Annotated in this window: 23 protein-coding genes, 3 rRNA genes and 2 pseudogenes; 9 read left to right on the plus strand and 19 right to left on the minus strand. The window is 60.2% G+C overall.

Annotation, left to right across the window (positions count from 1 at the left end; all coding sequences use genetic code 11):
* The first annotated feature begins 11 nt into the window (after positions 1-11).
* Positions 12-650 carry a DUF6474 family protein gene (locus CAPP_RS10655; protein WP_076599457.1) on the plus strand — a complete coding sequence of 213 codons (639 nt, stop codon included), beginning with the start codon at positions 12-14 and terminating at the stop codon, positions 648-650.
* 192 nt (positions 651-842) lie between these two features.
* The gene (locus CAPP_RS10660) at positions 843-1,157 is read left to right on the plus strand and encodes a histone-like nucleoid-structuring protein Lsr2 (protein ID WP_076599456.1); all 315 of its coding nucleotides are present in this window, start codon (positions 843-845) and stop codon (positions 1,155-1,157) included.
* A 12-nt stretch (positions 1,158-1,169) separates the two neighbouring features.
* On the opposite strand, the gene CAPP_RS10665 is transcribed toward CAPP_RS10660, so the two are convergent.
* Positions 1,170-1,808, minus strand: a complete 639-nt coding sequence (locus tag CAPP_RS10665; protein ID WP_076599455.1) for a LuxR C-terminal-related transcriptional regulator — start codon at positions 1,806-1,808, stop codon at positions 1,170-1,172.
* Positions 1,805-3,091 (minus strand): sensor histidine kinase, encoded by a 1,287-nt coding sequence (locus CAPP_RS10670; protein WP_076599454.1) that lies wholly within the window; start codon positions 3,089-3,091, stop codon positions 1,805-1,807. The genes CAPP_RS10665 and CAPP_RS10670 overlap by 4 nt, the downstream gene beginning before the upstream one ends.
* Here CAPP_RS10670 and CAPP_RS10675 point away from each other — a divergent pair.
* Together CAPP_RS10675 and CAPP_RS10680 are read left to right on the plus strand one after the other, a co-directional pair.
* Positions 3,090-3,686, plus strand: coding sequence for a DUF2020 domain-containing protein (locus CAPP_RS10675; RefSeq protein WP_076599517.1), 597 nt, complete (start codon positions 3,090-3,092; stop codon positions 3,684-3,686). The genes CAPP_RS10670 and CAPP_RS10675 overlap by 2 nt on opposite strands.
* Before the next feature lie 10 nt (positions 3,687-3,696).
* Entirely contained in the window at positions 3,697-4,848 is a 1,152-nt protein-coding gene (locus CAPP_RS10680; RefSeq protein WP_076599453.1) for an SGNH/GDSL hydrolase family protein, read from the plus strand.
* A 2-nt stretch (positions 4,849-4,850) separates the two neighbouring features.
* On the opposite strand, the gene CAPP_RS10685 is transcribed toward CAPP_RS10680, so the two are convergent.
* Together CAPP_RS10685 and CAPP_RS10690 are read right to left on the minus strand one after the other, a co-directional pair.
* A complete protein-coding gene (locus CAPP_RS10685; RefSeq protein ID WP_200803286.1) occupies positions 4,851-5,003 on the minus strand; it encodes a hypothetical protein in 153 nt (50 codons plus the stop codon).
* Positions 5,004-5,006: 3 nt separating this feature from the next.
* Positions 5,007-5,606, minus strand: a complete 600-nt coding sequence (locus tag CAPP_RS10690; RefSeq protein WP_076599452.1) for a class E sortase — start codon at positions 5,604-5,606, stop codon at positions 5,007-5,009.
* A 136-nt stretch (positions 5,607-5,742) separates the two neighbouring features.
* Here CAPP_RS10690 and yidC point away from each other — a divergent pair, with 136 nt between their 5' ends.
* Positions 5,743-6,951, plus strand: coding sequence for a membrane protein insertase YidC (gene yidC, locus CAPP_RS10695; protein WP_076599451.1), 1,209 nt, complete (start codon positions 5,743-5,745; stop codon positions 6,949-6,951).
* Here yidC and CAPP_RS10700 read toward each other — a convergent pair.
* From CAPP_RS10700 to CAPP_RS10715, 4 genes are all read right to left on the minus strand, one after another.
* A complete protein-coding gene (locus CAPP_RS10700) occupies positions 6,939-7,577 on the minus strand; it encodes a TetR/AcrR family transcriptional regulator (protein WP_076599516.1) in 639 nt (212 codons plus the stop codon). The two genes, yidC and CAPP_RS10700, sit on opposite strands and share 13 nt — an antisense overlap.
* 171 nt (positions 7,578-7,748) lie before the next feature.
* Positions 7,749-8,018 (minus strand): GlsB/YeaQ/YmgE family stress response membrane protein, encoded by a 270-nt coding sequence (locus tag CAPP_RS10705; RefSeq protein ID WP_076599450.1) that lies wholly within the window; start codon positions 8,016-8,018, stop codon positions 7,749-7,751.
* Positions 8,019-8,197: 179 nt separating this feature from the next.
* Positions 8,198-9,100, minus strand: a complete 903-nt coding sequence (locus CAPP_RS10710) for a universal stress protein (RefSeq protein ID WP_076599449.1) — start codon at positions 9,098-9,100, stop codon at positions 8,198-8,200.
* Between the two features lie 100 nt (positions 9,101-9,200).
* A complete protein-coding gene (locus CAPP_RS10715; protein ID WP_200803285.1) occupies positions 9,201-9,347 on the minus strand; it encodes a hypothetical protein in 147 nt (48 codons plus the stop codon).
* Between CAPP_RS10715 and CAPP_RS10720 the strand changes: the two genes are divergently transcribed.
* Positions 9,283-10,326 (plus strand): pseudouridine synthase, encoded by a 1,044-nt coding sequence (locus CAPP_RS10720; protein WP_234958909.1) that lies wholly within the window; start codon positions 9,283-9,285, stop codon positions 10,324-10,326. The two genes, CAPP_RS10715 and CAPP_RS10720, sit on opposite strands and share 65 nt — an antisense overlap.
* Positions 10,327-10,421: 95 nt before the next feature.
* Here the strand turns inward: CAPP_RS10720 and rrf are convergent.
* The 7 genes from rrf to CAPP_RS10755 form a co-directional block, all read right to left on the minus strand.
* Positions 10,422-10,539 (minus strand): 5S ribosomal RNA (gene rrf, locus CAPP_RS10725).
* Positions 10,540-10,710: 171 nt separating this feature from the next.
* Positions 10,711-13,787 (minus strand): 23S ribosomal RNA (locus tag CAPP_RS10730).
* Positions 13,788-14,191: 404 nt separating this feature from the next.
* A 16S ribosomal RNA gene (locus CAPP_RS10735) occupies positions 14,192-15,708 on the minus strand.
* Together the 16S, 23S and 5S rRNA genes form the textbook arrangement of a ribosomal RNA operon.
* Before the next feature lie 590 nt (positions 15,709-16,298).
* Positions 16,299-17,060, minus strand: a complete 762-nt coding sequence (locus CAPP_RS10740) for a hypothetical protein (RefSeq protein WP_143313810.1) — start codon at positions 17,058-17,060, stop codon at positions 16,299-16,301.
* Positions 17,015-17,308 (minus strand): hypothetical protein, encoded by a 294-nt coding sequence (locus CAPP_RS10745; RefSeq protein ID WP_076598323.1) that lies wholly within the window; start codon positions 17,306-17,308, stop codon positions 17,015-17,017. Before CAPP_RS10745 ends, CAPP_RS10740 begins: the two co-directional genes overlap by 46 nt.
* Positions 17,309-18,067, minus strand: a complete 759-nt coding sequence (locus CAPP_RS10750) for an ATP-binding cassette domain-containing protein (protein WP_076598322.1) — start codon at positions 18,065-18,067, stop codon at positions 17,309-17,311. It abuts the gene before it with no gap.
* Positions 18,064-18,438, minus strand: coding sequence for a GntR family transcriptional regulator (locus tag CAPP_RS10755; RefSeq protein ID WP_076598321.1), 375 nt, complete (start codon positions 18,436-18,438; stop codon positions 18,064-18,066). The genes CAPP_RS10750 and CAPP_RS10755 overlap by 4 nt, the downstream gene beginning before the upstream one ends.
* Positions 18,439-18,651: 213 nt before the next feature.
* Between CAPP_RS10755 and CAPP_RS10760 the strand changes: the two genes are divergently transcribed.
* Entirely contained in the window at positions 18,652-19,974 is a 1,323-nt protein-coding gene (locus CAPP_RS10760; RefSeq protein WP_076598320.1) for an NYN domain-containing protein, read from the plus strand.
* Between the two features lie 3 nt (positions 19,975-19,977).
* On the opposite strand, the gene CAPP_RS10765 is transcribed toward CAPP_RS10760, so the two are convergent.
* Together CAPP_RS10765 and trxA are read right to left on the minus strand one after the other, a co-directional pair.
* Positions 19,978-20,877, minus strand: coding sequence for a PspA/IM30 family protein (locus CAPP_RS10765; RefSeq protein ID WP_076598319.1), 900 nt, complete (start codon positions 20,875-20,877; stop codon positions 19,978-19,980).
* A gap of 161 nt (positions 20,878-21,038) precedes the next feature.
* A complete protein-coding gene (gene trxA, locus CAPP_RS10770; RefSeq protein WP_076598318.1) occupies positions 21,039-21,404 on the minus strand; it encodes a thioredoxin in 366 nt (121 codons plus the stop codon).
* A gap of 134 nt (positions 21,405-21,538) precedes the next feature.
* On the opposite strand from trxA, the gene CAPP_RS10775 reads away from it, so the two are divergent.
* Both CAPP_RS10775 and CAPP_RS10780 read left to right on the plus strand, forming a co-directional pair.
* Positions 21,539-21,742 carry a hypothetical protein gene (locus CAPP_RS10775; RefSeq protein ID WP_076598317.1) on the plus strand — a complete coding sequence of 68 codons (204 nt, stop codon included), beginning with the start codon at positions 21,539-21,541 and terminating at the stop codon, positions 21,740-21,742.
* A 105-nt stretch (positions 21,743-21,847) separates the two neighbouring features.
* A pseudogene (locus tag CAPP_RS10780) lies at positions 21,848-22,104 on the plus strand (IS6 family transposase); the annotation flags it as partial.
* A 40-nt stretch (positions 22,105-22,144) separates the two neighbouring features.
* On the opposite strand, the pseudogene CAPP_RS10785 reads toward CAPP_RS10780, so the two are convergent.
* Together CAPP_RS10785 and CAPP_RS10790 are read right to left on the minus strand one after the other, a co-directional pair.
* Positions 22,145-22,862: pseudogene (locus tag CAPP_RS10785) on the minus strand (IS6 family transposase).
* 8 nt (positions 22,863-22,870) lie between these two features.
* Positions 22,871-23,098, minus strand: a complete 228-nt coding sequence (locus tag CAPP_RS10790) for a TetR/AcrR family transcriptional regulator (protein ID WP_159437721.1) — start codon at positions 23,096-23,098, stop codon at positions 22,871-22,873.
* Between the last annotated feature and the right edge of the window lie 89 nt (positions 23,099-23,187).

The following is a 23,187-nucleotide window of genomic DNA, read 5'->3' on the forward strand; positions in this document are numbered from 1 at the left end:
GAGTACCGACCATGGGACTGTTCGAATCCATCCGCGCTTCCCGCGCAAAGACCAAGGCTGAGATCAAGGCCGCCGAGGCCCGCGCGCGCCAGCTGGCCAAGGATGAGGCTAAGCAGGACAAGCGCACCGCGAAGCTCCTCGACAAGGCGGAGAAGCGCCTGCTCAAGGAAGAGAAGAAGGGCCTGAAGAGCCGCCAGAAGCACGAGAAGCAGCTGGCCAAGACCGAGCTGAAGAAGATCCAGGAATCCGGCTTCACCACGAAGAAGGCCAAGCAGTGGGTCGGCGCTTCCCGCATTCTGCTCCCCATTCTGATCCCGCTGGTGTACCGCGCGCTGACCACGTACCAAGAAAAGCAGGTCAACGACCGCGCCCGCGCCGCTGGCCTGACCGCCACGGAGATGTCCCGCTACTCCAGCCAGGGCGCCGAGCTCAAGGGCCGCGTGCAGACCATCCGACGTCAGGTCGAGGACAACGACGCGTTGGATGACAAGTTCCGCCGCGACGCGCAGGTGCGTCTCAACGAGCTGGATACTGCCGTGAACAACGTCGAGCAAATGAACGACGCACAGCGCCGCCTCGCCCACGAGACGATCGACCGCGACATCAATACGCTCAGCGCCGAGATCCAGGAGAGGACCTTCCGCAACTAGCCCGCGGGCGACCAGCTAACCCCGCACACACCCCCGTCACACCCTGTGCCTTTTGCGCGATTGTTTGTGTGGCGGGGATTTTCCATTTAGATCAGTCGTTTCATGACCGATTGGAAGCCGACACTTTCGACGAGCTAGTATGTTTATACAAATAAGTACCTTCTGAAAATTGTTTCGCGAAAGGGGCTGGCTATGGCGCGGCGCGAAGTCACTCAGTTCTACGATGACCTCGATGGATCGGCGCTCGCCGACTCCGACCATCAAGCAGTCCACTTCAGCTTCAACGGCACCGAGTACGTCCTGGATCTCTCAACAGAGAATGTGAAGAAATTCCACGAGGCGCTCATGCCGTACATCGCGGCCGCCCGCGAGGTCCCGGCGGACCCGCGCACGCGCGTCGACGCTTCACAGATCCGTGCATGGGCGCGCAAGAAGGGCATGAAGGTCGCCAAGCGGGGCAAAATCCCGTTCGAGATCATCGACGCCTACCGCCGCGCGAACGCGTAGTTTCCGCGTCTTTTAAAGTACTCCCTGCTCGCGCGCGGACGCGACGGCAGATGTGCGGGAGCGCACGCCGAGCTTGTCGTAAATGTGCACAAGGTGCGATTTCACGGTCGCCTCGGACAACATGAGCTGCTGACCGATCTCACGGTTGGAGGAGCCTCCGGCGACGAGCTGGAGCACCTCGAGCTCACGCGGGGTGAGCGAGGAACGGGGGCTACGGTCGCGGGTCTGCAGACGGTTGCGCACCACCGGCGACATCGCCTGGTCGCCTTTCGCGGTTGAGCGCACAGCTGCGAGAAGCTCGCTCGGCGGGGCATCTTTGAGCAGGTAGCCGACAGCGCCGGCCTCGATCGCGCCGAGAATATCCGCGTCGGTGTCGTAATTGGTCACCACCAACACCTTCGGCGGATTGGCCATGGTGGAGCGAATCTCCGCAGTCGCCTCTGCTCCGGTGGTCACGCGGGCACCCTGGCCGCCCGCGCCGAAACGGAGGTCCATGAGGATCACATCGATTCCGCCTGCCCGGGCAGTCGCAATGGCACCTTCGGCAGTAGCCACTTCACCGACGACAATGATGTCGTCGGCGGCCTCCAGCACTGAGCGAAGGCCGAGGCGGACGATCTCGTGATCGTCTGCAAGCAAGACGCGAATCATTCTTCCTCCTCAATCTTTCGGTTGATCCTACCCCCGGGCTCTCTGTCGCCGTCAACCGAGTCCTCCACGCACTCGTCCACAGGCACTGCGACCGACACAGCAGTGGGGCCGCCCGGCTCGGATTCGACGACGAGTTCACCGCCGAGCTCGGCCGCGCGCGTCCGCATCGCGTCCAATCCGAGGTGGCCGAGGCCGACCGGCTTTCCGGGCAGCGCAGCGACATCGAAACCGTCGCCGTTGTCCACGACGTCCAGCCGCACTTCGCCCGGCGCGAATGTCACCGTCATGCGGGCACGGGTCGCGCCAGAATGCTTGACGACGTTCCCGACTGCCCCCTGCGCGATCCTCAGCAGCCCGGCTTCGACCCGCATCGGCAGCTGCTGCGGCTCCCCGTCAACCTCGGCATCGATGGCGATCTCGCCAGCGTGGGCGAACGACGCCGCGATCCGCTCGAGCGCTTCCGGCAGAGACGTCTCGGACAGCGGGGCTGGCGTGAGCGCTGCGATCATTGCGCGCGTCTCCGACAGGTTGTCCGAGGCCGAGCGGCGGGCCGTCTCGAGTCTGCCCAACGGAACCTTCAACTGCTCCTCGCTCAGCCCGGTGGCGCGCAGATCCCGCTCCGCCGCGTGCAGCAGCATCTGGATGCTGGACAGCGACTGCGCCACCGTGTCGTGGATCTCGTGGGCGAGACGCTGCCGCTCTTGCACGATTCCGGCCTCGCGCTCCGTGGCGGCGAGGCGGTCCTGGGTGCTCACCAGTTCGTCGATCAGCGCCTGCCGCTCCGCGCTCACCTTCACGATCACTTTGAATGCGTAGGTGATCATCACCACCACCAGCGCGGAGACCGCCGGGCCCATCACACCGCCGAGCGTCAGCCCGTGCGGGGTCTGCATGAGCACCGCGATGGCTAACACGACACCCACACCGACGATGCCGATCCAGTTATCGGCCGAGCGCATGAACAGGAAGAACAGCGTGAACACCCAGTAGACCGCAACCGGCGTGAACATCATGGCCACGATCCACACGCCCGTGAGCCCCAGCAGCCACACCAGACGGCCGACGGTGTTCCAGCGCGGCATATTCAACGCGCCGAAGGTGTACATGAAGCCGAAGACGACGATCAGGATCACCAGGAACGCCGCCTGCTCGAGGCTGGCGCCGACGACTCCGCCGAAGGAGACCAGCAGCAGGGAGAAGGTCAGCAGCGCGATACCGACGTCGAGACCCCGCGTGCCGGGCGCGTCTACCCCGTTTCCCCCGCTCGGTAGCATGGCTGTCATGCGAATGAGCGTACCTCCTGCCCGCACCACCGCCGCCATCAGTTGCGCGGCCGCAATGGCACTAAGCGCCTGCTCGCCCGGCGCGGAGGTCGAGCAGGCGACTGCAGCGGCCCCTGCGCCAGAGGAAACAAGCGAGCAGGTAACCCACGATTCCGGCCTACCCTCCGACGCCGTCCCCGAGGTCTCCCGGGACAGCGCTGTCGACTGCCCATATTTGGAGATCCAATTCGTGGCGGAGACCAACGGACAGAAAGTCACTGGTAGCGGCATCGACGAGCGCTTCGACACTCCCGCGTGCGTGTTCTGGTCGTACCCGGAGGAGCCGCAGCTTGAAGTCCTCGTCCGCCACACCGGCAGCGCCCAAGAAGCGCGCGATGTGGTCGACCACTTCGCGCCCGTCGACATCACCGATCTGGCTGAAGAGCCCGCCGGATGGAGCGGAGGACGCGCCGGCGGCGAGGCCATCGACGGCCGCGAGGGCGCCGTGTACGCCGTGGCAAAAGACTCAGTTGCCGTCGTGGTGCTGACCAACCAGAAGGAGTCGGTGAAAGCGCAGCTCATCGCGGAGCAAGCGTTAACCAACCTGTCGCTTTAGTATGTGAGGCATGAACCGCCTCCGCCCCCGCAACCGGCGCACCCGTCTCCGCGCCGCCGCCGTTCCCGCTGTCGCGACGTCGATGCTGATCGCGCTCACCGGCTGCGGATCGGAAGGCGAGTCCGAACGGGTCACCGTCGAGGTCCCCACGACCGTGACAGTCACCGCCGATCCGAAGGACTTGCCCGATTCCTTCGATTTGTACGTCGCGCTCGGCGATTCTTACGCGGCGATGGGCTCTGCCGACGGCCCCTTCAAAGGCCCGGAATTCTGCGCGCGAAGCGAAGACAATTACCCGCACATGCTGGCAGACCTCTACCCCGGCATCAATGAGAAGCGCGGCTTCATCGACGCGACCTGCCAGGGCGCCACCACCGAGCACATTTTCAACGAGCGCGACATCAGCGACGCCCTCGACGCCGAGGAAGCAGAAGCAGCTGAGGACGCCGAGGAAACCAGCGCGAGCGCTGCGCCGTCCAGCACTGCTCCGTCCAGTTCCCAACAGACCTCCGCCACAGCGCCGACAAGCACGGGAAGCATAAGCACAGCGACCAGTACGGAGCCGTCGGCAAGTAAAAAAAACGGCTCCGAGGAGAACCCGGGCGTGCTCGCCGCGCAGATTGATGCCCTCGAACCAGACACGGACCTGATCACGCTATCGATCGGCGGCAACGACATCAGCTTCGGGCCATGGAGCCGCTGCATCACGGGCATGCTCGAGAACCGCGGCGAGGACGATTGCGACGACGGGCTCTACGACGAATCAGCCCGCGCGTTGCTCGACCTGCCGAGCCGCCTCGACGATATCTACCGCCGCATCCACGAAAAGGCCCCCGAGGCTACGATCATCACCACCGGGTACATGCCCATCGCGTCGCTGCAGGACGAGTGCGAGGCCACCGCTGACCTGCCCAGCGGCACGCTGAACTGGGCAGCGGGCCTCACCGTGACCATGAACGCGATGGTGCGCGATGCCGCCGCGCGCAACGGCGCGCTCTACGTCCTACCCGCCAACGCCGATTTCCACTCCATGTGCGCGCCTGCCAACGAACGCTGGACGGACCCCACCGGCAAGGAGACGAATTCCTTCCCCGCGCACCCCACGCCCGCCGGACAGAAGGCGATGGCGGAGGCGATCGCGGACGTGCTGAAGAAGCTCTAGGTCTACACCGCCACGTCGTTGTACGGCATCAGCGGCGACAGCCACGGGAAGACGACGTTCATCAGCAGGAAGAACACCGCGACAAGCAGCGCGATCACGATGAGCACTTTCACCGGCGTCGGCCCGGGAAGTGCGCGCCATAAGGCTCGGTACATGGTCTACGCGTTCGCACCGCCGCCGCCAGGCACGGGCTCGAGCACCGAGGTGTCGTTCGGCAGCGTGATGTGGCGGCCGAGCACATGCGCATAGCGCCCGTCAGCGACCTCGCGCGCCACAGCGTCAGGCAAACAGCTTGACGACGCCGCCGTGCGCGCTTCCTTCCCCTCCTCCATCGGGAGGACCCGGTAGGTGAACCACTGGGACCGCGTTTCCACGACGATGGCGTCGCACGTGTTCAGGTGGCCCAAGTCGTTGAACGGAGCACCCTTGCCGACGCGGTGCCCGGCCAGCGCGAAATTCCCGGCCTCGTCAGGCATCTGCGTGTCTGAATAGTGCCCCGGTCCGGCCAGCAGTGTGTCGTCGTCGGTGCCTTCCAGCACCGCGTAGTGGTAATCCGAACCGAAGGCGGGGATGTACAACTGCGCAAACGCCTCGCCCATCGCGGGGATGTGGTTGCCGCGGGGATTACGCCATTCGTCGTCAAGCTGTTGCTGCGCTTCATTCTGCATTTCGCCGGACCTGATATTGGTCCAAAATGCTTCGTAAAATGCGAAAAGCAGAAGGATAACGCCGACGGTGAGGAAGATCTCGCCGATCACTTAGCGCACCGTGATGCGCCGGCGCGCGGGAATTTCCACCGTTGACGACATGGGCCTAACATTAATCCACAGCCCGCCACAGTCGCACCTGTCCGCGGCCACCTAGCTCAACGACCGAGAGGAGATCACCGCACCCATGCTTCTCGAAGCATTCGTCTGGCCCGTCTCCGCGGTGATGAAGATGTGGCAATGGTTGCTCGCGCAAGTCTTGGGCGTCTCCCCCGACACCGCGTGGGTGCTGTCGATTGTGCTGCTCGTGATCACGGTGCGCGCAATCCTCGTCCCCTTCAATTGGTCGACGTACCGCTCCACCCGCATGATGCTGATGATGCGGCCGGAGCAAGAGAGACTCGAGAAACGCTACGGCGACTCCACCGACCCGGAGGATGTCGCCGCGCACGACGAGGCGCTCAAAGAGCTGAACAAAGATTACGGCTACAACCCGATGACCGGGTGTATTCCGCCACTGGTGCAGATCCCGTTCATCCTGGGTCTCTACCGCCTGTTGATGTGGATGTCCGTGCCGGAAAATGGACGCACCGATTCCAATATCGGGCTGCTCACGCCCGAGGACACGGCCAGCTTCCTCGATGCCTCGTTCATGGGAGTTCCGCTTCCGGCGTATGTGTCGATGTCGGCCGAGCAATTCTCCGCGCTGGGCACTACAAGCGAGGACGTGCGCGTCGTGGCGATCCCGCTGCTCATCTTCGCACTCGCGTTCACCACCGTGAACACCTTCGTCAGCCAGCTGCGCAGCCGCACCCACCTGGACTGGAACGCCACCGTTTCACGCAATGTGTACACGTGGATGTGGTCGATGCTGGTCATCATCCCCGTCGTGCTCGGCTTCGTCGGCATGACCGGTCTCATCCCGGTCGCCCTGCTCCTCTACTGGTTCCTGGGCAACCTGTGGACACTGTCCCAGTCTGTGATCATCTGGTACATGCTGGTGAAAAAATACCCGCTGCGCGAGGAGCACAAAGAACAGATCCACACCTCCCGCACCAAGGTGCTCGGCGAAAAGCGCGAAGAAAAGCGGGCCAAAATGAACGCGACGCACTCCTGGCGCCGCCGTAGACTCTCCGCCCTAGTCCGCCCGGCGACCATCCCCCAGGTAAGCCGTGACATCAAGGCCGAAAAAGAGGCCATGAAGGCCGAGCGAAAGAACGCCAAGGCCGAGCAGAAATCCCTCAAGAAAGCCCGCGACAAAGTCCGCTCCGACAACCGCAAAGCCGAGATGGAGAAGCGCCGCGACGAGCGGAAGAGGCAAAAGGAAGGGAGCTCAGCCGGTTTGGATAGCTCGGAGAACGCCGAAAGTCCCGAAAACCACGATCAGATGGAGTAGTCCGCCGGCGGAGCGGACAGCATCTGGCGTGCCAGATCTTTCGCAGTGACGAGCGGCCCGTCGTCTCGGCTGATGCGCGCACCGGTCATGCCGCCGTCGAGGAAGATCAGCAACTGGCTGGCCTGCGTGGCTGACGGGTACCCGTTCTTCTTGTCCAAAAGCTCCGTCATCGTCGCGTGCATCCAATCGCGGTGCTCCACACAGGCGGCGACGATATTGCGCTCCGAGTCGGTCTCCGGGCGCGGGTATTCGGTGGCGGCGTTCACAAAAGGAGAACCGCGGAAGCCCTTCGCCGGCTCCTCGTCGATAGCCATCTCGAAGAAAGCCAGAATCTTGGAATCAGCATCCGTCATCGATGCGGTGCGTTCAACCCACCGGCCCCGGTATTCGTCATCGAGGTTCTGCAGATACGCGATGACGAGGTTGTCCTTCGAACCCAATAGGGAGTACAGGGACGCTTTTGCCACGTCAGCTTCGCGGAGGATGCGGTCGATGCCAATGACGCGGATTCCCTCCTCCGTGAAGAGCTTCGTCGCCGCGTCCAATAGGCGCTGACGCGGGGCCGGCCGGTTGCGTCGGCGCGATGCCGACTTTTTCCTCGCGGTGGTGGCGCTGTCCTGGGTCACCACATCTCTCCTTCCAGCTCAACGATCTTCAGCACATAATAGACAAACCGGTACGTTCATTCAACGCGTGAGGCGCCATGCAGGTCCCGGCCTGCTCGCGAGCGCATGAAAAAGCCCCCGCCCTCGCACTGCGAGAAACGGGAGCTGATTCAGGGAGTTACGTGGCTGCCTTTAGCGGCGACCGGCTGTGACTTTGTTGACGATCCAAAGTACGATCACTGCACCCAAGATGGATGTCAGGAAGCTGAAGAACCAACCCTTGGACTCGACGTCGATGAAGAAGCTAAGAAGGAAGCCACCGAGCAGACCGCCGACGACACCGCAAGCGATGTTGGCGAGGATGCCCATAGACGCGTCGCGGTTCATAATCATCGAGGCAATCCAGCCAGCAATGCCGCCGAGAACGATCCAGCCCAGGAAGCCCAAAGAAATAGTAGACATAGTTATTTTCCTCTCAGTCTGAATGAAGTACGATAACCATTATGCCTTGTTAATACGTTCTGCGAGCTACAAAAGCCCCACGGTTAGATCACATTTCGCCAACATTGGGGCCTGTTTTCCCTGCTAGCACGCACTAACGGGTGGGCTTCCTGTGAATTTCACAACGAACCCGGTTTCGGCTATTCCGGCAGGCGCTCCGGTCGCACGACCATCATCGGGCACGGCGCGGCCTGCAACAGGGCGCGGGACGTGGAACCGAGCAGCATGCCCTTGAAGCCGCCACGGCCGTGGGAGCCCGTGATGAGCAGCTGGGCGTCCTTCGCGTGGTCGACCAAGGCGCGCACCGGGCGGTCCTGAGTGACCACCTTAGTCGCCTTCACGTCTGGGAACTTCGCCTCGAGCGGTGCGAGCTCTTGCTCCAGCTTCTCGCGGCGCTCCTGCTCGAAACGCTCCCAGCCCTTCTCACCGAGGATCGCGCCGGCGACAGGCTCGTGCACGTGGTTCTCCAGGTAGGTATGCACGGCAATCAGCTCAGCACCGCGTGCCTGCGCCTCTTCGAAGGCGACCTCCGTTGCCTTGACCGAGACATCCGAGCCGTCCACACCGACCACGACCGGGCCGTACTTGGTCCGATCCGTTACCGCATTGTCCTCGCGGACCACGACGACCGGGCACGACGCGTGCGCGACCACAGCGGCGGAAACCGATCCCAGCACCATGCCGGACAGACCGCCGAGACCGCGGGAGCCCATGACGATCATGGTCGCATCTTTCGACAGATTCAGCAGCATGTCGATCGGGGAACCTTCAGCGACGGTGTGGCCGATCTCAAGATCCGGCGCAACTTCCTTCGCGATCGCGCGGGCCGCCTCGATCTTGTTCATGCATTCGTTTTGCAGATCGTCGAAAAGCTCCTGCGGCGGGACCATGCCCTCCGCGTAGAGGAACTGCGGCATGGTGTACGACGAAGCGAGCTGCAGGGGGACACCGCGCTTCAGCGCCGTGTTCGCGGCCCAACGGACCGCGTTATTCGAGGGCTCCCCGCCGTCGACAGCGACGATGACCAAATCCTGGTGGCTCATGAGAACGTGCCTTTCCGTGAACTACGACGTGACGCGCCTAGAGGCGGTGATCACCTGACACCTTCATTGTAACCGTGATGACACGGGGTACGGGCACCGCTTATTTCGGGATCTCGATCGGGAAAGCAGCTTCTGCGTTTGCGGGGAACAGCGCGGTGTAGATCGCCCACAGAACGTCGGCGATAGTCTTGCCAATTCCCTGGCTGAAGAAGTCGGTGAGTTGCGAAACAATTGCATCAAGGTTCATGTCACCTAAGTTAATACATGTGGGTCGATCCGGGAAACGAAAGCGCCAACCACCGCTACCCCCGAGGGGCGGGCTCGGCGCCACGAGAGCACGGGTGCCTGAGGCCGATCCGATCAGGGCGTGGGACCTCATCTGGCACCTCGTAGCCACGCAGCGCCACAGGCACCCGGAGGACAACGAGAGCGCCGTCAACGAACGGTTTGCGCGGAACGAGGTAGTGCTTATCGACGGCACCCCTGTCGCACCTGACACCGTGCTCGCACCAGGGACCGATGTCTTCTTCTATCGCCGCCCCGCCCCGGAGGTGCGTGTTCCGTACGAGATCACCACAGTATTCGAAGACGACCACATATTGGTCGTGAACAAGCCGCCGTTCTTGACCACGATGCCGCGCGGATCGCACATCACGGAGAGTGTCACTGTGCGGCTCAGGCGCGCAACCGGCAACGAAGATCTCACGCCGGCACACCGCCTCGACCGCGCAACATCCGGGCTGATCCTCCTAACCAAGCGGGCCGAACTGCGTGGCGCCTACCAAGAACTTTTCGCCCGCCGACACGTCAACAAAATCTACGAAGCAGTGGCCGATGATATTGGGCTCACCGCGCCCCAAACGTGGGAGCACCACATTGAAAAGAATGAAGGCGAACTCGCTGCGCGTATTCTCGCCGGCCGCGAGCCCAACGCCCTGACGGACGTCTCAGATGTCACACCGATCCTCGATCCACCCGGCGCAGCACGATATCTTCTTCACCCAGTGACAGGACGCACCCACCAACTCCGAGTGCAGATGCTGGACGCCGGCGTCCCGATTCATGGCGATCCAATCTATCCCAAGCTCCAGCCACTCGACGAGGAGGACTTTGCCGAACCAATGTTGCTGAGCTCGGTGGGGATCAGCTTCGCCGATCCCCTGAGCGGTGAACAACGCAGCTTCTCCACGACCGGTTTCTCTGGACTTTCAGTTCCGGAACCGTAGACTGCGTTGAATTCGCCCGAAAGATATAGGTACGAAAAAGACCGGCTACCACGCCCATCGTTGGGCTGGTAGCCGGTCACAATTGTGAAGTTTTTGGTCGGCGGTAACTTACTCTCCCACACCCTCCCGAGTGCAGTACCATCAGCGCGGGTGGGCTTAGCTTCCGGGTTCGGAATGGGTCCGGGCGTTTCCCCACCGCTATCAACCACCGACACACCTATAAGGGTCTGTCATGGTCGCAACGTGGTGTTGCGGGTTATGGAGTTATGTATCTGTGTGGCCACACCATGGGTTGGTGTGGTGTGTCAGATACTGCATAGTGGACGCGGCAGAAGTTGTTGTCTGCGTTTTTGGTGTTTCGCCCGCGTGYTGGGGTGTTGAAACATGGTTTGTTGGTTGGTGTATTAGTACCAGTCACCTTCGCACATCACGGTGCTTCCAGATCTGGCCTATCAACCCAGTAGTCTTCTGGGAACCTATGAAACCTCATCTTGAAACAGGCTTCCCGCTTAGATGCTTTCAGCGGTTATCCCTTCCGTACGTAGCCAACCAGCGGTGCTCCTGGCGGAACAACTGGCACACCAGAGGTACGTCCGTCCCGGTCCTCTCGTACTGGGGACAGCCTTTCTCAAGTTTCTGCGCGCGCGGCGGATAGAGACCGAACTGTCTCACGACGTTCTGAACCCAGCTCGCGTGCCGCTTTAATGGGCGAACAGCCCAACCCTTGGGACCTACTCCAGCCCCAGGATGCGACGAGCCGACATCGAGGTGCCAAACCATCCCGTCGATATGGACTCTTGGGGAAGATCAGCCTGTTATCCCCGGGGTACCTTTTATCCGTTGAGCGACACCACATCCACAAGTAGGTGCCGGATCACTAGTCCCGACTTTCGTCCCTGCTCGACGTGTTGGTCTCGCAGTCAAGCTCCCTTGTGCACTTACACTCTAAACACCTGATTGCCAACCAGGCTGAGGGAACCTTTGGGCGCCTCCGTTACTCTTTGGGAGGCAACCGCCCCAGTTAAACTACCCACCAGGCACTGTCCCCAACCCAGATCATGGGCCAAGGTTGAGACATCCACTACGGTCAGAGTGGTATTTCACGTGACGACTCCACACCCACTAGCGTGAGCGCTTCATAGTCTCCCACCTATGCTACACAAACCGTAGTAAACACCAATACCAAGCTATAGTGAAGGTCCCGGGGTCTTTTCGTCCTGCCGCGCGAAACGAGCATCTTTACTCGTAGTGCAATTTCACCGGGCCTGTGGTTGAGACAGCAGGGAAGTCGTTACGCCATTCGTGCAGGTCGGAACTTACCCGACAAGGAATTTCGCTACCTTAGGATGGTTATAGTTACCACCGCCGTTTACTGGGGCTTAAATTCTCCGCTTCGACCCCACAGGGTCTAACAGGTCCTCTTAACCTTCCAGCACCGGGCAGGCGTCAGTCCGTATACATCAACTTAACCGTCTTCGCACGGACCTGTGTTTTTGATAAACAGTCGCTTCCCTCTCTTTTCTGCGACCCCAACCAGCTCACCAACGCATGTTTGGATCACCGGTTGTGGCCCCCCTTCTCCCGAAGTTACGGGGGCAATTTGCCGAGTTCCTTAACCACAGTTCACCCGACCGCCTGAGTATGTTCTACTTGACTACCTGTGTCGGTTTCGGGTACGGGCCGTACACACACATCGCTAGAGGCTTTTCTCGACAGCACAGGATCACTACCATCACCCCGTTGGGGTTACGCATCACGCCTCACACATATGGCACCCGCATTTCACTAGGTGCCGTGCCGCACGCTTGCACCACAATCCACTAAGTGGCGTAGCTACCACACTGTGTCACCCCATCACTTGACTACTACAGATCAGGCCCCACGCATCACACCCACCTGATGATCAAAGATCATCGTGGCAGGTGGTCAGGGTGGTTAGTATCACCGGTTCATCATTGGGCGCATGTATACGGGTACGGGAATATCAACCCGTTGACCATCGACTACGCCTGTCGGCCTCGCCTTAGGACCCGACTCACCCTGGGAAGACGAACTTGACCCAGGAACCCTTAGTCATTCGGCGGATACGATTCTCACGTATCATTCGTTACTCATGCCTGCATTCTCACTCGCGTACAGTCCACACACCCTTACGATCATGCTTCACCCCATACGCGACGCTCCCCTACCCAGTAAAAAAATTACTGCCGCGGCTTCGGCGGTGTACTTGAGCCCCACTGAATTGTCGGCGCGCAACCACTCGACCAGTGAGCTATTACGCACTCTTTCAAGGGTGGCTGCTTCTAAGCCAACCTCCTGGCTGTCTTCGCGATTACACATCCTTTTCCACTTAGTACACCCTTAGGGGCCTTAACCGGCGATCTGGGCTGTTTCCCTCTCGACTATGAAGCTTATCCCCCACAGTCTCACTGCCACGCAAAAATGTAAGCCGGCATTCGGAGTTTGGCTGACATTGCTAAGATGATAGTCCCGCTCAACCAACCAGTAGCTCTACCTCCGGCACACCTACGCGACGCTGCACCTAAATGCATTTCGGGGAGAACCAGCTATCACGGAGTTTGATTGGCCTTTCACCCCTACCCACAGCTCATCCCCGCAGTTTTCAACCTACGTGGGTTCGCGCCTCCACAACCTCTTACAGCTGCTTCACACTGGCCATGGGTAGATCACCCCGCTTCGGGTCCAGGACATGCCACTCAACACACAATTAGCATTCGCTTTCGCTACGACTACCCCACACGGGTTAACCTCGCGACATGCCGCTGACTCGCAGGCTCATTCTTCAAAAGGCACGCCATCACACACAAAGAGGTGCTCTGACGGATTGTAGGCACACAGTTTCAGGAACTCTTTCACTCCCCTCCCGGGGTACTTTTCACCATTCCCTCACGGTACTTATCCACTATCGGTCACACTGAGTATTTAGGCTTACCGGGTGGTCCCGGCAGATTCACAGCAGATTCCACGAGCCCGCTGCTACTCGGGGAAAATATGGCCACCACACATGCACATGCATTCGCGTACAGGACTCTCACCTACTCCGGTAGGCCATCCCAGACCACTTCCGCTTACACACACACCATGTGGACGTATCTGGCAGAACACGACCAGCCACACCCCACAACACCGCACACGCAACCCCTGCCAGGTATCACACGCACACGGTTTAGCCTCATCCACGTTCGCTCGCCGCTACTAGCAGAATCATTCTTATTTTCTTCTCCTACCGGTACTGAGATGTTTCACTTCCCGGCGTCACCCCCTGAACAGCTATGCATTCACTGACAGGTAACCGCACATAACCACGGCCAGGTTTCCCCATTCGGACACCCTCGGATCAACGCTTTGTTGACAACTCCCCGAGGCATAACGCAGTCTCACACGTCCTTCATCGGCTCAGCATGCCAAGGCATCCACCATGCGCCCTAAAACAACAAACACACACGAATAACCCAACACACAAACAAAACACACACAAACAAAAAACAAGATGCTCGCGTCCACTATACAGTTCTCACACACCACACCCACCACCACCAACCAGCCCACACGACCAGCCAGCAAATAATGAGCCACAAAAGGAACAACCACCCACACACAAACACGCGCGCAGGCACCATGTGCTGCCCCAGACACCCAACAGTGCACCAATGACCAACCACAACAAAGGTCGAAAAAGTTCAGTTCCTACCGGTTCATGCACCCCGTGCCCACACCACCCAGCATCCTTGAGCCGGGGTGGTACGTGTCCACCTGGAATTTCACAAACAAACGTCGGCAGCACCACGATCGTGTACTCAACCAACAAACACCCACAACTGTGGGYCACAAAAAAGCTCCTTAGAAAGGAGGTGATCCAGCCGCACCTTCCGGTACGGCTACCTTGTTACGACTTCGTCCCAATCGCCGATCCCACCTTCGACAGCTCCCTAACACGTTTGGGCCACTGGCTTCGGGTGTTACCAACTTTCATGACGTGACGGGCGGTGTGTACAAGGCCCGGGAACGTATTCACCGCAGCGTTGCTGATCTGCGATTACTAGCGACTCCGACTTCATGGGGTCGAGTTGCAGACCCCAATCCGAACTAAGGCCGGCTTTAGGCGATTAGCTCCACCTCACAGTATCGCTGCGCGTTGTACCGACCATTGTAGCATGTGTGAAGCCCTGGACATAAGGGGCATGATGATTTGACGTCATCCCCACCTTCCTCCGAGTTAACCCCGGCAGTCTCTCATGAGTCCCCAACCAAATGCTGGCAACATAAGACAAGGGTTGCGCTCGTTGCGGGACTTAACCCAACATCTCACGACACGAGCTGACGACAACCATGCACCACCTGTACACCAGCCACAAGGGAAAGACCATCTCTGGCCCGGTCCGGTGTATGTCAAGCCCAGGTAAGGTTCTTCGCGTTGCATCGAATTAATCCACATGCTCCGCCGCTTGTGCGGGCCCCCGTCAATTCCTTTGAGTTTTAGCCTTGCGGCCGTACTCCCCAGGCGGGGCGCTTAATGCGTTAGCTACGGCACGAACCCCGTGGAAGGGACTCACACCTAGCGCCCACCGTTTACGGCATGGACTACCAGGGTATCTAATCCTGTTCGCTACCCATGCTTTCGCTCCTCAGCGTCAGTTACTGCCCAGAGACCTGCCTTCGCCATCGGTGTTCCTCCTGATATCTGCGCATTCCACCGCTACACCAGGAATTCCAGTCTCCCCTACAGCACTCAAGTTATGCCCGTATCGCCTGCAACCCCGCAGTTAAGCTGCGGTATTCCACAAACGACGCGACAAACCACCTACGAGCTCTTTACGCCCAGTAATTCCGGACAACGCTCGCACCCTACGTATTACCGCGGCTGCTGGCACGTAGTTAGCCGGTGCTTCTTATCCAGGTACCGTCACTTTCGCTTCGTCCCTGACGAAAGGAGTTTACAACCCGAAGGCCGTCATCCCCCACGCGGCGTCGCTGCATCAGGCTTGCGCCCATTGTGCAATATTCCCCACTGCTGCCTCCCGTAGGAGTCTGGGCCGTATCTCAGTCCCAATGTGGCCGTACACCCTCTCAGGCCGGCTACCCGTCGACGCCTTGGTAGGCCATTACCCCACCAACAAGCTGATAGGCCGCGAGCTCATCCCACACCGAAAAAACTTTCCACAATGGCATCCAAACCATCGTCCTATCCGGTATTAGACCCAGTTTCCCAGGCTTATCCCGAAGTGCAGGGCAGATCACCCACGTGTTACTCACCCGTTCGCCACTCGAGTACCCCTGCAAGCAGAGGCCTTTCCGTTCGACTTGCATGTGTTAAGCACGCCGCCAGCGTTCATCCTGAGCCAGGATCAAACTCTCCACAAAAACACCCACAAAAAAGCGAGCATCAATCAGTAAAAGATTACTTAAGCCGTGAAAAGCCCAAAACCCAACCAAAACAAACCACACCACACACAAACAATGTGCATGGCCTGGCAATCCAAAAATTACTAAACAAACCAAAAAGGTTCATCACACATTGCTGCCCCTCCGACGAGGAAAAAAGACAACAACAAAAATCCAATCAGTCATGCGACCAACCAGACGAACAACACCCCATCAATGGTTCAGGCATCATCCGACCAGCACACACCACAAAACGATGCAAACACAGTCACACAAACCAACCAAACAAAATCATTGGCACACTATCGAGTTCTCACACAACACACGCACACCCAAACACACCCCACTTCCCGGGGCCTGCTCAAAGCGGCTTGTCCGACCCTACACACACCCACACAACAAACAAAATCGCCTGCCATGCGAATCAAAAGTAAGGATCTACCAGCGCTCGTTTTCCTACCGCCATCTCACCAGAACCACTGCCCGGCGGGGCGTTGTCGGTCACGCTGACTCATATAAAGCTACACACACCCAACCAACAACACAAATCAGCAGGTTAACTTGGCTTTCTACACCTTTTCTTTGGCATGGTTAGGGTTGATCAATCCCATGAGATACCCGGCCTGAATGACAATGCCAACAAACGCGAGGATCCCTGCTGTCACCAGCGCGAGAATGACTGCGCCGTCGAGGAAGCCTTGGGTATCCGATGCTCCGTTAGCGATGAAGAACATCAGGTAGCCGGGGATCATGCCCATTTCCGTGCGCCAGATCTTCACTGCGGCACCAATGACGGCGCTGGCAATTCCGCCGGCACCGATGGTGATCACTGCAGCCCAGGAGAATTCGGACGGCGATGCTAGACCAGCCACGCCGATATACGTCGCGGCGGAGGCCACCGCAGCCGCCCATGACAAGGCCAGCCAGCGCTGGCGCGGCACACCGTAGCTCGCGCCCGCTGCCGGACCGGGGATGCCGAGCCCTTGCAAGCAGTAGGCGGAGTACCAAACGATGATAGGTAGACCGCCGAAGAACTGGCGAAAGGTGTCATCACCGATGAAGTCCGACAGATACAGGAAGATGCAGTGCGCAATGGCCACACCGAACGCCCACAGCAGCTGCGGTTTGAAGATCAATTCGAATACGAAGCTGCCGCTTCCAAGATGCGAACCCGCCTTCCGGTCACTAGCCACTCCATCGCCGGCTATGTATTGCCCGCCGAAGAGCAGCCCCGACACCAGAGCCACGAGTGCGCCCGCGATGCCAACCCAATCCGGGCGCGCGACTAACGCAATGCCCGCGCTGAACACCACAGAGGGAACAACCGCCATGGCAGTGAGTTTTTTGGCCCGGGACTTGGCAACCCGTACGCCGTGTAGGCGGTGTCCTCCAACGACAGCGCACCAATCATGAACACCGTCAGCATCATTGGGCCGAAGATGACACCGACGGCTGAATCACGAACGACGTAAAGCAGTCCGAATGCGAGCATCGCAAGTATCGGGATCATCCAGATCAGGCGCGTCAGCGGCGCCGCGAAGAATTGGTGGCGGAAATATCCGAGCAGGCTTGCGTTCATCTAGGACACCTCCAAGTAGTGCTCGATGAGGTCGTCGAAAGTAGCGGCGCGGGCATGACGCGGGGCGTCACTGATCGGCACAAGTTCCGGGCCCGCGACAGCGAATTCATCGGCATCCTCAGGGGCACATTGCTTGAGCACGATCCCATCGCGCCCCAGAATCACCGCATCATCCAGGACTTTTGCAGCGTCGTCGATATGGTGCGTGGCCATGACGATCGTGCGCCCGGAATCCGCTTGGGCCAACAGGTGGCGGTAGAACACCCCAGTGTTGTGGGTATCCAGGCCGACATAGGGTTCGTCGAGAAGCAAAAGCTCTGTGCCCGATGCGAGCCCGATAATGATGGCGACCATGGCGCGCTGTCCGCGGGAGAGCTTGTCGTAACGCGCGTTCAGGGCATCGCCCATCTCGAAATCGGCGATGAGCTCATCGGCAAGCGCTTGATTCCAGGTGCGGTAGCGCAGCTGCGCACCTTTGATCACATCAGTGCCGGACCACGAGCCCGGATACGCGGTATCCGCGCCGGTCAGGCAGGTGTTGTCCATGACGCGGGCGTTGTCGAAGGGGCGCTGCCCGAAGACCTCGACCGTGCCGGCGTCGGGCTTTAGCTGGCCGCCGATGATCTTCAACAGCGTGGATTTGCCCACACCATTGCGGCCGAGCAGGCCGTGGATGCCGGGGCCGAAGTCCACGTCGACTCCCTGCAGAACATCTTTCTTTCCAAAGCTGTGGGCCAGGCCGGATACGTGAATTGTCATTGGTACATGCCTCTACTTTCTGCGACGCGGTCGATGAGGTCGTGGAGATCGGTGCGGGAATAATCGAGGCGCAGGGCTTCGTCGATAAGCGGTGCGATGTAGTCGCCGGCGAAATCCTCGCGGCGCTTGCCCACGATGCGTTCGCGCGCGCCCTCGGTGACGAACATCCCGATGCCGCGACGTTTTTCTAAGACCCCCGCTTCGACGAGCAAGGCCAGCCCTTTGCGCGCGGTGGCAGGATTGATGCTGTGGAATGCGGCTAGCTCATTCGTCGATGGGGCGCGCTGGCCGGGCTCGAGTTCGCCGTCCATGATCTGGTCCTGGATCAAACGCGCAATTTGAAGGAATAACGGTTCTGTGTCATTGCCCACCTTTCACCTCCCCGCGGTTAGTTGGTTGTGCAACTAACCGTATAACCGGTGGAACTTTTTGGCAACGTTTCGAGTTGAACTGAGCAGAACCTGCCCCTCCGCTGCGGATTTGCGCTGGTCAACGCAAAGCTTCAGCGAGACCGACGCAAAACAGGCAGACTGGGAGGGCGACAAATTTCTTTAGCTACATGAATAGATACGGATTTAGGAGCCATGCTTGAACGCACACTCGTCTTCGTCGACACGTCATACCTGCTCGCGAGCTTTTACAACTCGTGGGAAACAGGAGCACGGTCGCAGTTAGAAATCGACTTGCCGGAGGTGGTGAACAACCTCTCGGGCATGATCACGCAGCAACTCAACCAGCCGATTCACCGCCAGTTCTGGTACGACGGCATTCCCGACTCCGGCCCGCACCGCTACCAGCGCGCGCTGCGCACATGCGACGGCGTGCAGCTGCGCACCGGCCAGCTCATCGAGTGGGGTGAGCGCCGCACGCAAAAGGGAGTGGACACCCGCTTGGTTGCCGATATCGTAGTGAACGCCATGCGCGGCCAGTGCACCGACTTCGTGCTGGTCAGCGGCGACGCCGACATGATCCCCGGCGTCGAGGAAGCAACGAACGCCGGCATCCGCGTACACCTCTACGGCTTCGGCTGGGACTCGATGTCGTCGGCCCTGCGCCACGCCTGCGACACAACCACCATCTTGGACCCGCGCGAGGACTTCGCCGAGGCGATGCAGCTCCAGGTCCTCGAAGGCCCGCTACCGCCGACCATCCGCGAACGTCCGATGAACGACGCCGGCGAGGAGCACGAAGAAGGCATGTGCGACATCCCCCGCCCCGATGGGGAGCAGCCGCTGTCTGAGTCGGCCGTGGACAGCGAAGCAGAAGCGCTTGTCGATGGCGGCGCCGCCCCCGACGAATCCGTCCCCGCACGCGAATCTGCCCCGGCGCCTGAAGTTGGAGAAGCACAGCCGCCGGCCGGGAAACACGAGGCTGGGGTGGCAGGAGCAGCCAGCACTGATGCCGGCGACAATGACTACGACGACGATGGCGTAGACGACGACCCCTTCGAGGCGGAGACCGCCGAACCGTCAGCGACAAACCGGTCCGGCAATTCCACGCAAAGCACAGTACGCCCCGACCCGCCGTCCCCGGCGCAGTTGGCGGCGGCGAGCCCACGCAATATGCCGAAACCGTCGATGATGGCGCCGCGCCGCAAGCTCCGCTCGCGCTACGTGCCGCTGCCGGAGGAAGTGTGGACCTCGTCCGGGTTCCAGACCCCGTTCGACGTGGGCCAGCAGTACGCGACCTGGTGGTACGACAACGCGGCCTCGTCCGAACAGCGCGATAAGGCGCACATGCTTTCCGGCGGCGGCCTGCCCCCGGAAATCGATCGTCCGCTACTGCAATTCGCCTGCGAGACCCTGCACGAGTACACGCTTAGCGAGCACCAGCGTGTCAACCTCCGCGACGGCTTCCACTCCGGGATCCGCGGCGTGCTGATCAATATCCGCCGGACCCAGAGCTAAGCACTAGGACTGCGGGGATTCTCCGTCGAAGCGGTCGAGGCTCTCCTCGCTCGGCTCGCCGTCTTCCGGCTGAGCCGACTGGTCAGCGGCATTTGCCTCGGCGCCCGCCGCGTTGCCCAAGGTGGCGTCGGTGTCGACGTCCTCGTTCTCACCCGTGCCGGCGGTCAGCTCGCCAGCCTTCTCCGCGTCCATCGATGCGCGGATCTCAGCGAGCTTCGAGTTGGTCGCCACATCGGTCTGGCCGGACTCGATCTCGGCCATGACGCCGTCCACGCCCGACTCGGCGAGCTCCTGCTGGCCAAGGGCCGTGGCGTAACGGCGCTCGATCTTGTCGCGCACGCCGTCCAGCGTCGGCACCGAATCGTCCTCGCGGAACTGGCCGATGGTGTCCATCGTCTGGGCGGTGTGCTCCTGCATTTTCGCCTGGTCCACCTGGGAGCGCAGGCGGTTGACCTCGTTCATCTGCTCCTGCAGGCGGGCCTCCGACTGCTTCTGCTGCTGCTCGGCCTGGGCCGCCGCCTGTTCCGCGGCGGAGTACTGCGTGGACAGATCCTGCAGCTCCTGCTCCACCGTGACCAGCTGCGCCGCGAGAGTCTCCGCGGTGGTGTTGAACTGCTGCGCCTTGGTGCTATCGCCCTCAGCCGCGGACTTGTCCGCCATCTGCAGCGCGGTGCGGGTCTTGTCCTGCAGCTCCTGCTGCTTCTCGCGCTTGCGGTTGATGGTCATCTCCAGCTGCTTCTTCGAACCGATGATCTCCGCCGCCTGACGGGTGATCTCGTTGTGCTGCTCCTTCGCCGCGTTAGCAGCCTGCTCAATCTGGACCTTCGGGTCAGCATTCTCGTCGATCTTCGAATCGAACGACTGCATGAGGTACTTCCAGCCCTTGCTGAACGGGTTAGCCATGAATGAGGGTCCTTTGCTTCCGTAGATGGTTCGTCGAACTTTTCGTTTCCCGAGTCTACGTGCGTTGCCCTAATACCGTCTGACCCCAAAATGCAGACCGATCCCCCGGCACCACACCAGGAGAGGGTGCCGGGGGATCTAGCCAGTGCAGGCCTGGAAGTCTATTTCTCACCCTGCTGAGCGATATCGCGGTGGACTTCCTCCATGTCGATGCCGCGGACCTGCTGAATGAACTCCTCGAGCCCGGCCGGCGGCAGCGCACCAGAGGTCTGGCCCAGCAGAATGCCCTCGCGGAACGCGAAGAGCGTCGGGATCGACTGGATCTGCAGGGCAGCGGAAAGTCCCTGGTTAGCTTCGGTGTCGAGCTTGGCGAAGGTGATGTCGGAGTGCTGCTCAGACGCCTTCTCAAAGGTCGGGGCGAAAGCCTTGCACGGTCCGCACCAATCCGCCCATGCGTCGACCAGGACGATGTCATTGTTCTCGATGGTCTGGGTGAACGTGTCTTCGGTTACATTGACGGTACTCACGGTTCATCTCCTATCAGTGCTTTAGTACTCTCGTACTTAGGGAGTCCCCCGTTAATGCGGGGTCTGTGTTGGTTCAACCCTATCAACGCCGTCTTCATTCCCTCCGGAGTGAGCAGTAGTTAAAAGGAGAGCACGTGACTAAGAACTACCGGTTCGAAGGCCCTACGGACGAGACATCCGTGGCGAAGTTGAAGGACGAGGTGAGTCAGGTGCTGGGGACCCAAGGCGTGAAGATCGAAGCGGACGAAGGAATCATGCGCGTCCGCGGAGAGAACTTCACCGATGAGCAGATCTCGCTCGCCGCGGAGTACGCGGGCTTTTCGCTTATCGACGAATAGCGCGCACCCCACCTACCCCCACAGAAAGGTGATGACTTATGACAGATATAGGGTGCTGTTGCAAAGTTGGGGCAGTAGGAAGAGCGACGTGAAATAATCACAGCCATGGGTATCTTCTCCGGTCGTCATTTCCCCCCGTGACATCATTCTGTGGGCAGTGCGGTGGTACTGCCGCTACGGGGTGAGCTACCGCGATCTGGAGGAAATGATGACTTCAGCGGGGCGTGCCGGTCGATCACACCACGATCTACCGCTGGGTCCAGAAATACGCCCCTGAGCTGGACAAGCAAACACGGTGGTACCGGCAGGTACCTGACTGGCAGGGGTGCTGTTGCAAAGTTGGGTGGAGAACCGCGAACACTCCTTTCTTCGTCGCCTGGCCAGCATTATGGCCCAGCCTGCTTAGATATTCTGGAAGACCCGGTTGACGATCACCGCGTCCGGGTTCGGTTGCCCGTAGGCAAACATCGTGCCTTGCCCTTTCCGCAATGAGTGCATCGCCTCCATCCCTTTCAACGTCCGATATGCAGATGTCCGGTTCTTAAACGCGCCTTTCGGCCCGAGGATCCGCTTCAGCCGACCATGGTCGCCTTCCAGGATGTTGTTGAGGTATTTCACCTGCCGGTGTTCCACTGTTGGCGGGCAGATTCCCTCTGACTTCAACTCGGCGATTGCCCTGGCTAGGGAGGGTGCTTTATCGGTGCTGATCACTCTGGGATACCCGGCTGATGCATTGGATCTGAGGGCCTTGGCCAGGAAACGCTTCGCTGCGGCCACGTTCCGCTTCGGAGAGAGGTAAAAGTCCAGGGTCTGACCACCGGCGGTGATCGCCCGATAGAGATAGCACCACCTGCCGCCGACCCGGATATAGGTCTCATCCACCCGCCAGGAACTGGCCTGCCAGTCAGGTACCTGCCGGTACCACCGTGTTTGCTTGTCCAGCTCAGGGGCGTATTTCTGGACCCAGCGGTAGATCGTGGTGTGCTCGACCGGCACGCCCCGCTGAAGTCATCATTTCCTCCAGATCGCGGTAGCTCACCCCGTAGCGGCAGTACCACCGCACTGCCCACAGAATGATGTCACGGGGGAAATGACCATGACGACCGGAGAAGATACCCATGGCTGTGATTATTTCGCGTCGCTCTTCCTACTGCCCCAACTTTGCAACGGCACCGCTGTACGTGAGGGGAAGTGACCGTAGATCGTCACCCGTCCCAGACCAGCTTCCCGGGCAATGCTGGTGACTGTGGCGTCGGGTCGGCTGCGCAGCTGCGAGATCGCCGCCGCGATGATGCGCTCGGCATTCCTCGCCGCATCCGAACGGCGACGTTGCGGGCTTGGCGTGGTGTGAAGCATCGTCTCCATCTCCGTTAGTCAGACAAATGTGTTTGACTTAGGGTATCAGAAACGCAGTCACTCGTGTATGAGTTTCACGGTCCTAGGGC

Source organism: Corynebacterium appendicis CIP 107643 (genome assembly GCF_030408415.1).
Lineage (GTDB): Bacteria > Actinomycetota > Actinomycetes > Mycobacteriales > Mycobacteriaceae > Corynebacterium > Corynebacterium appendicis.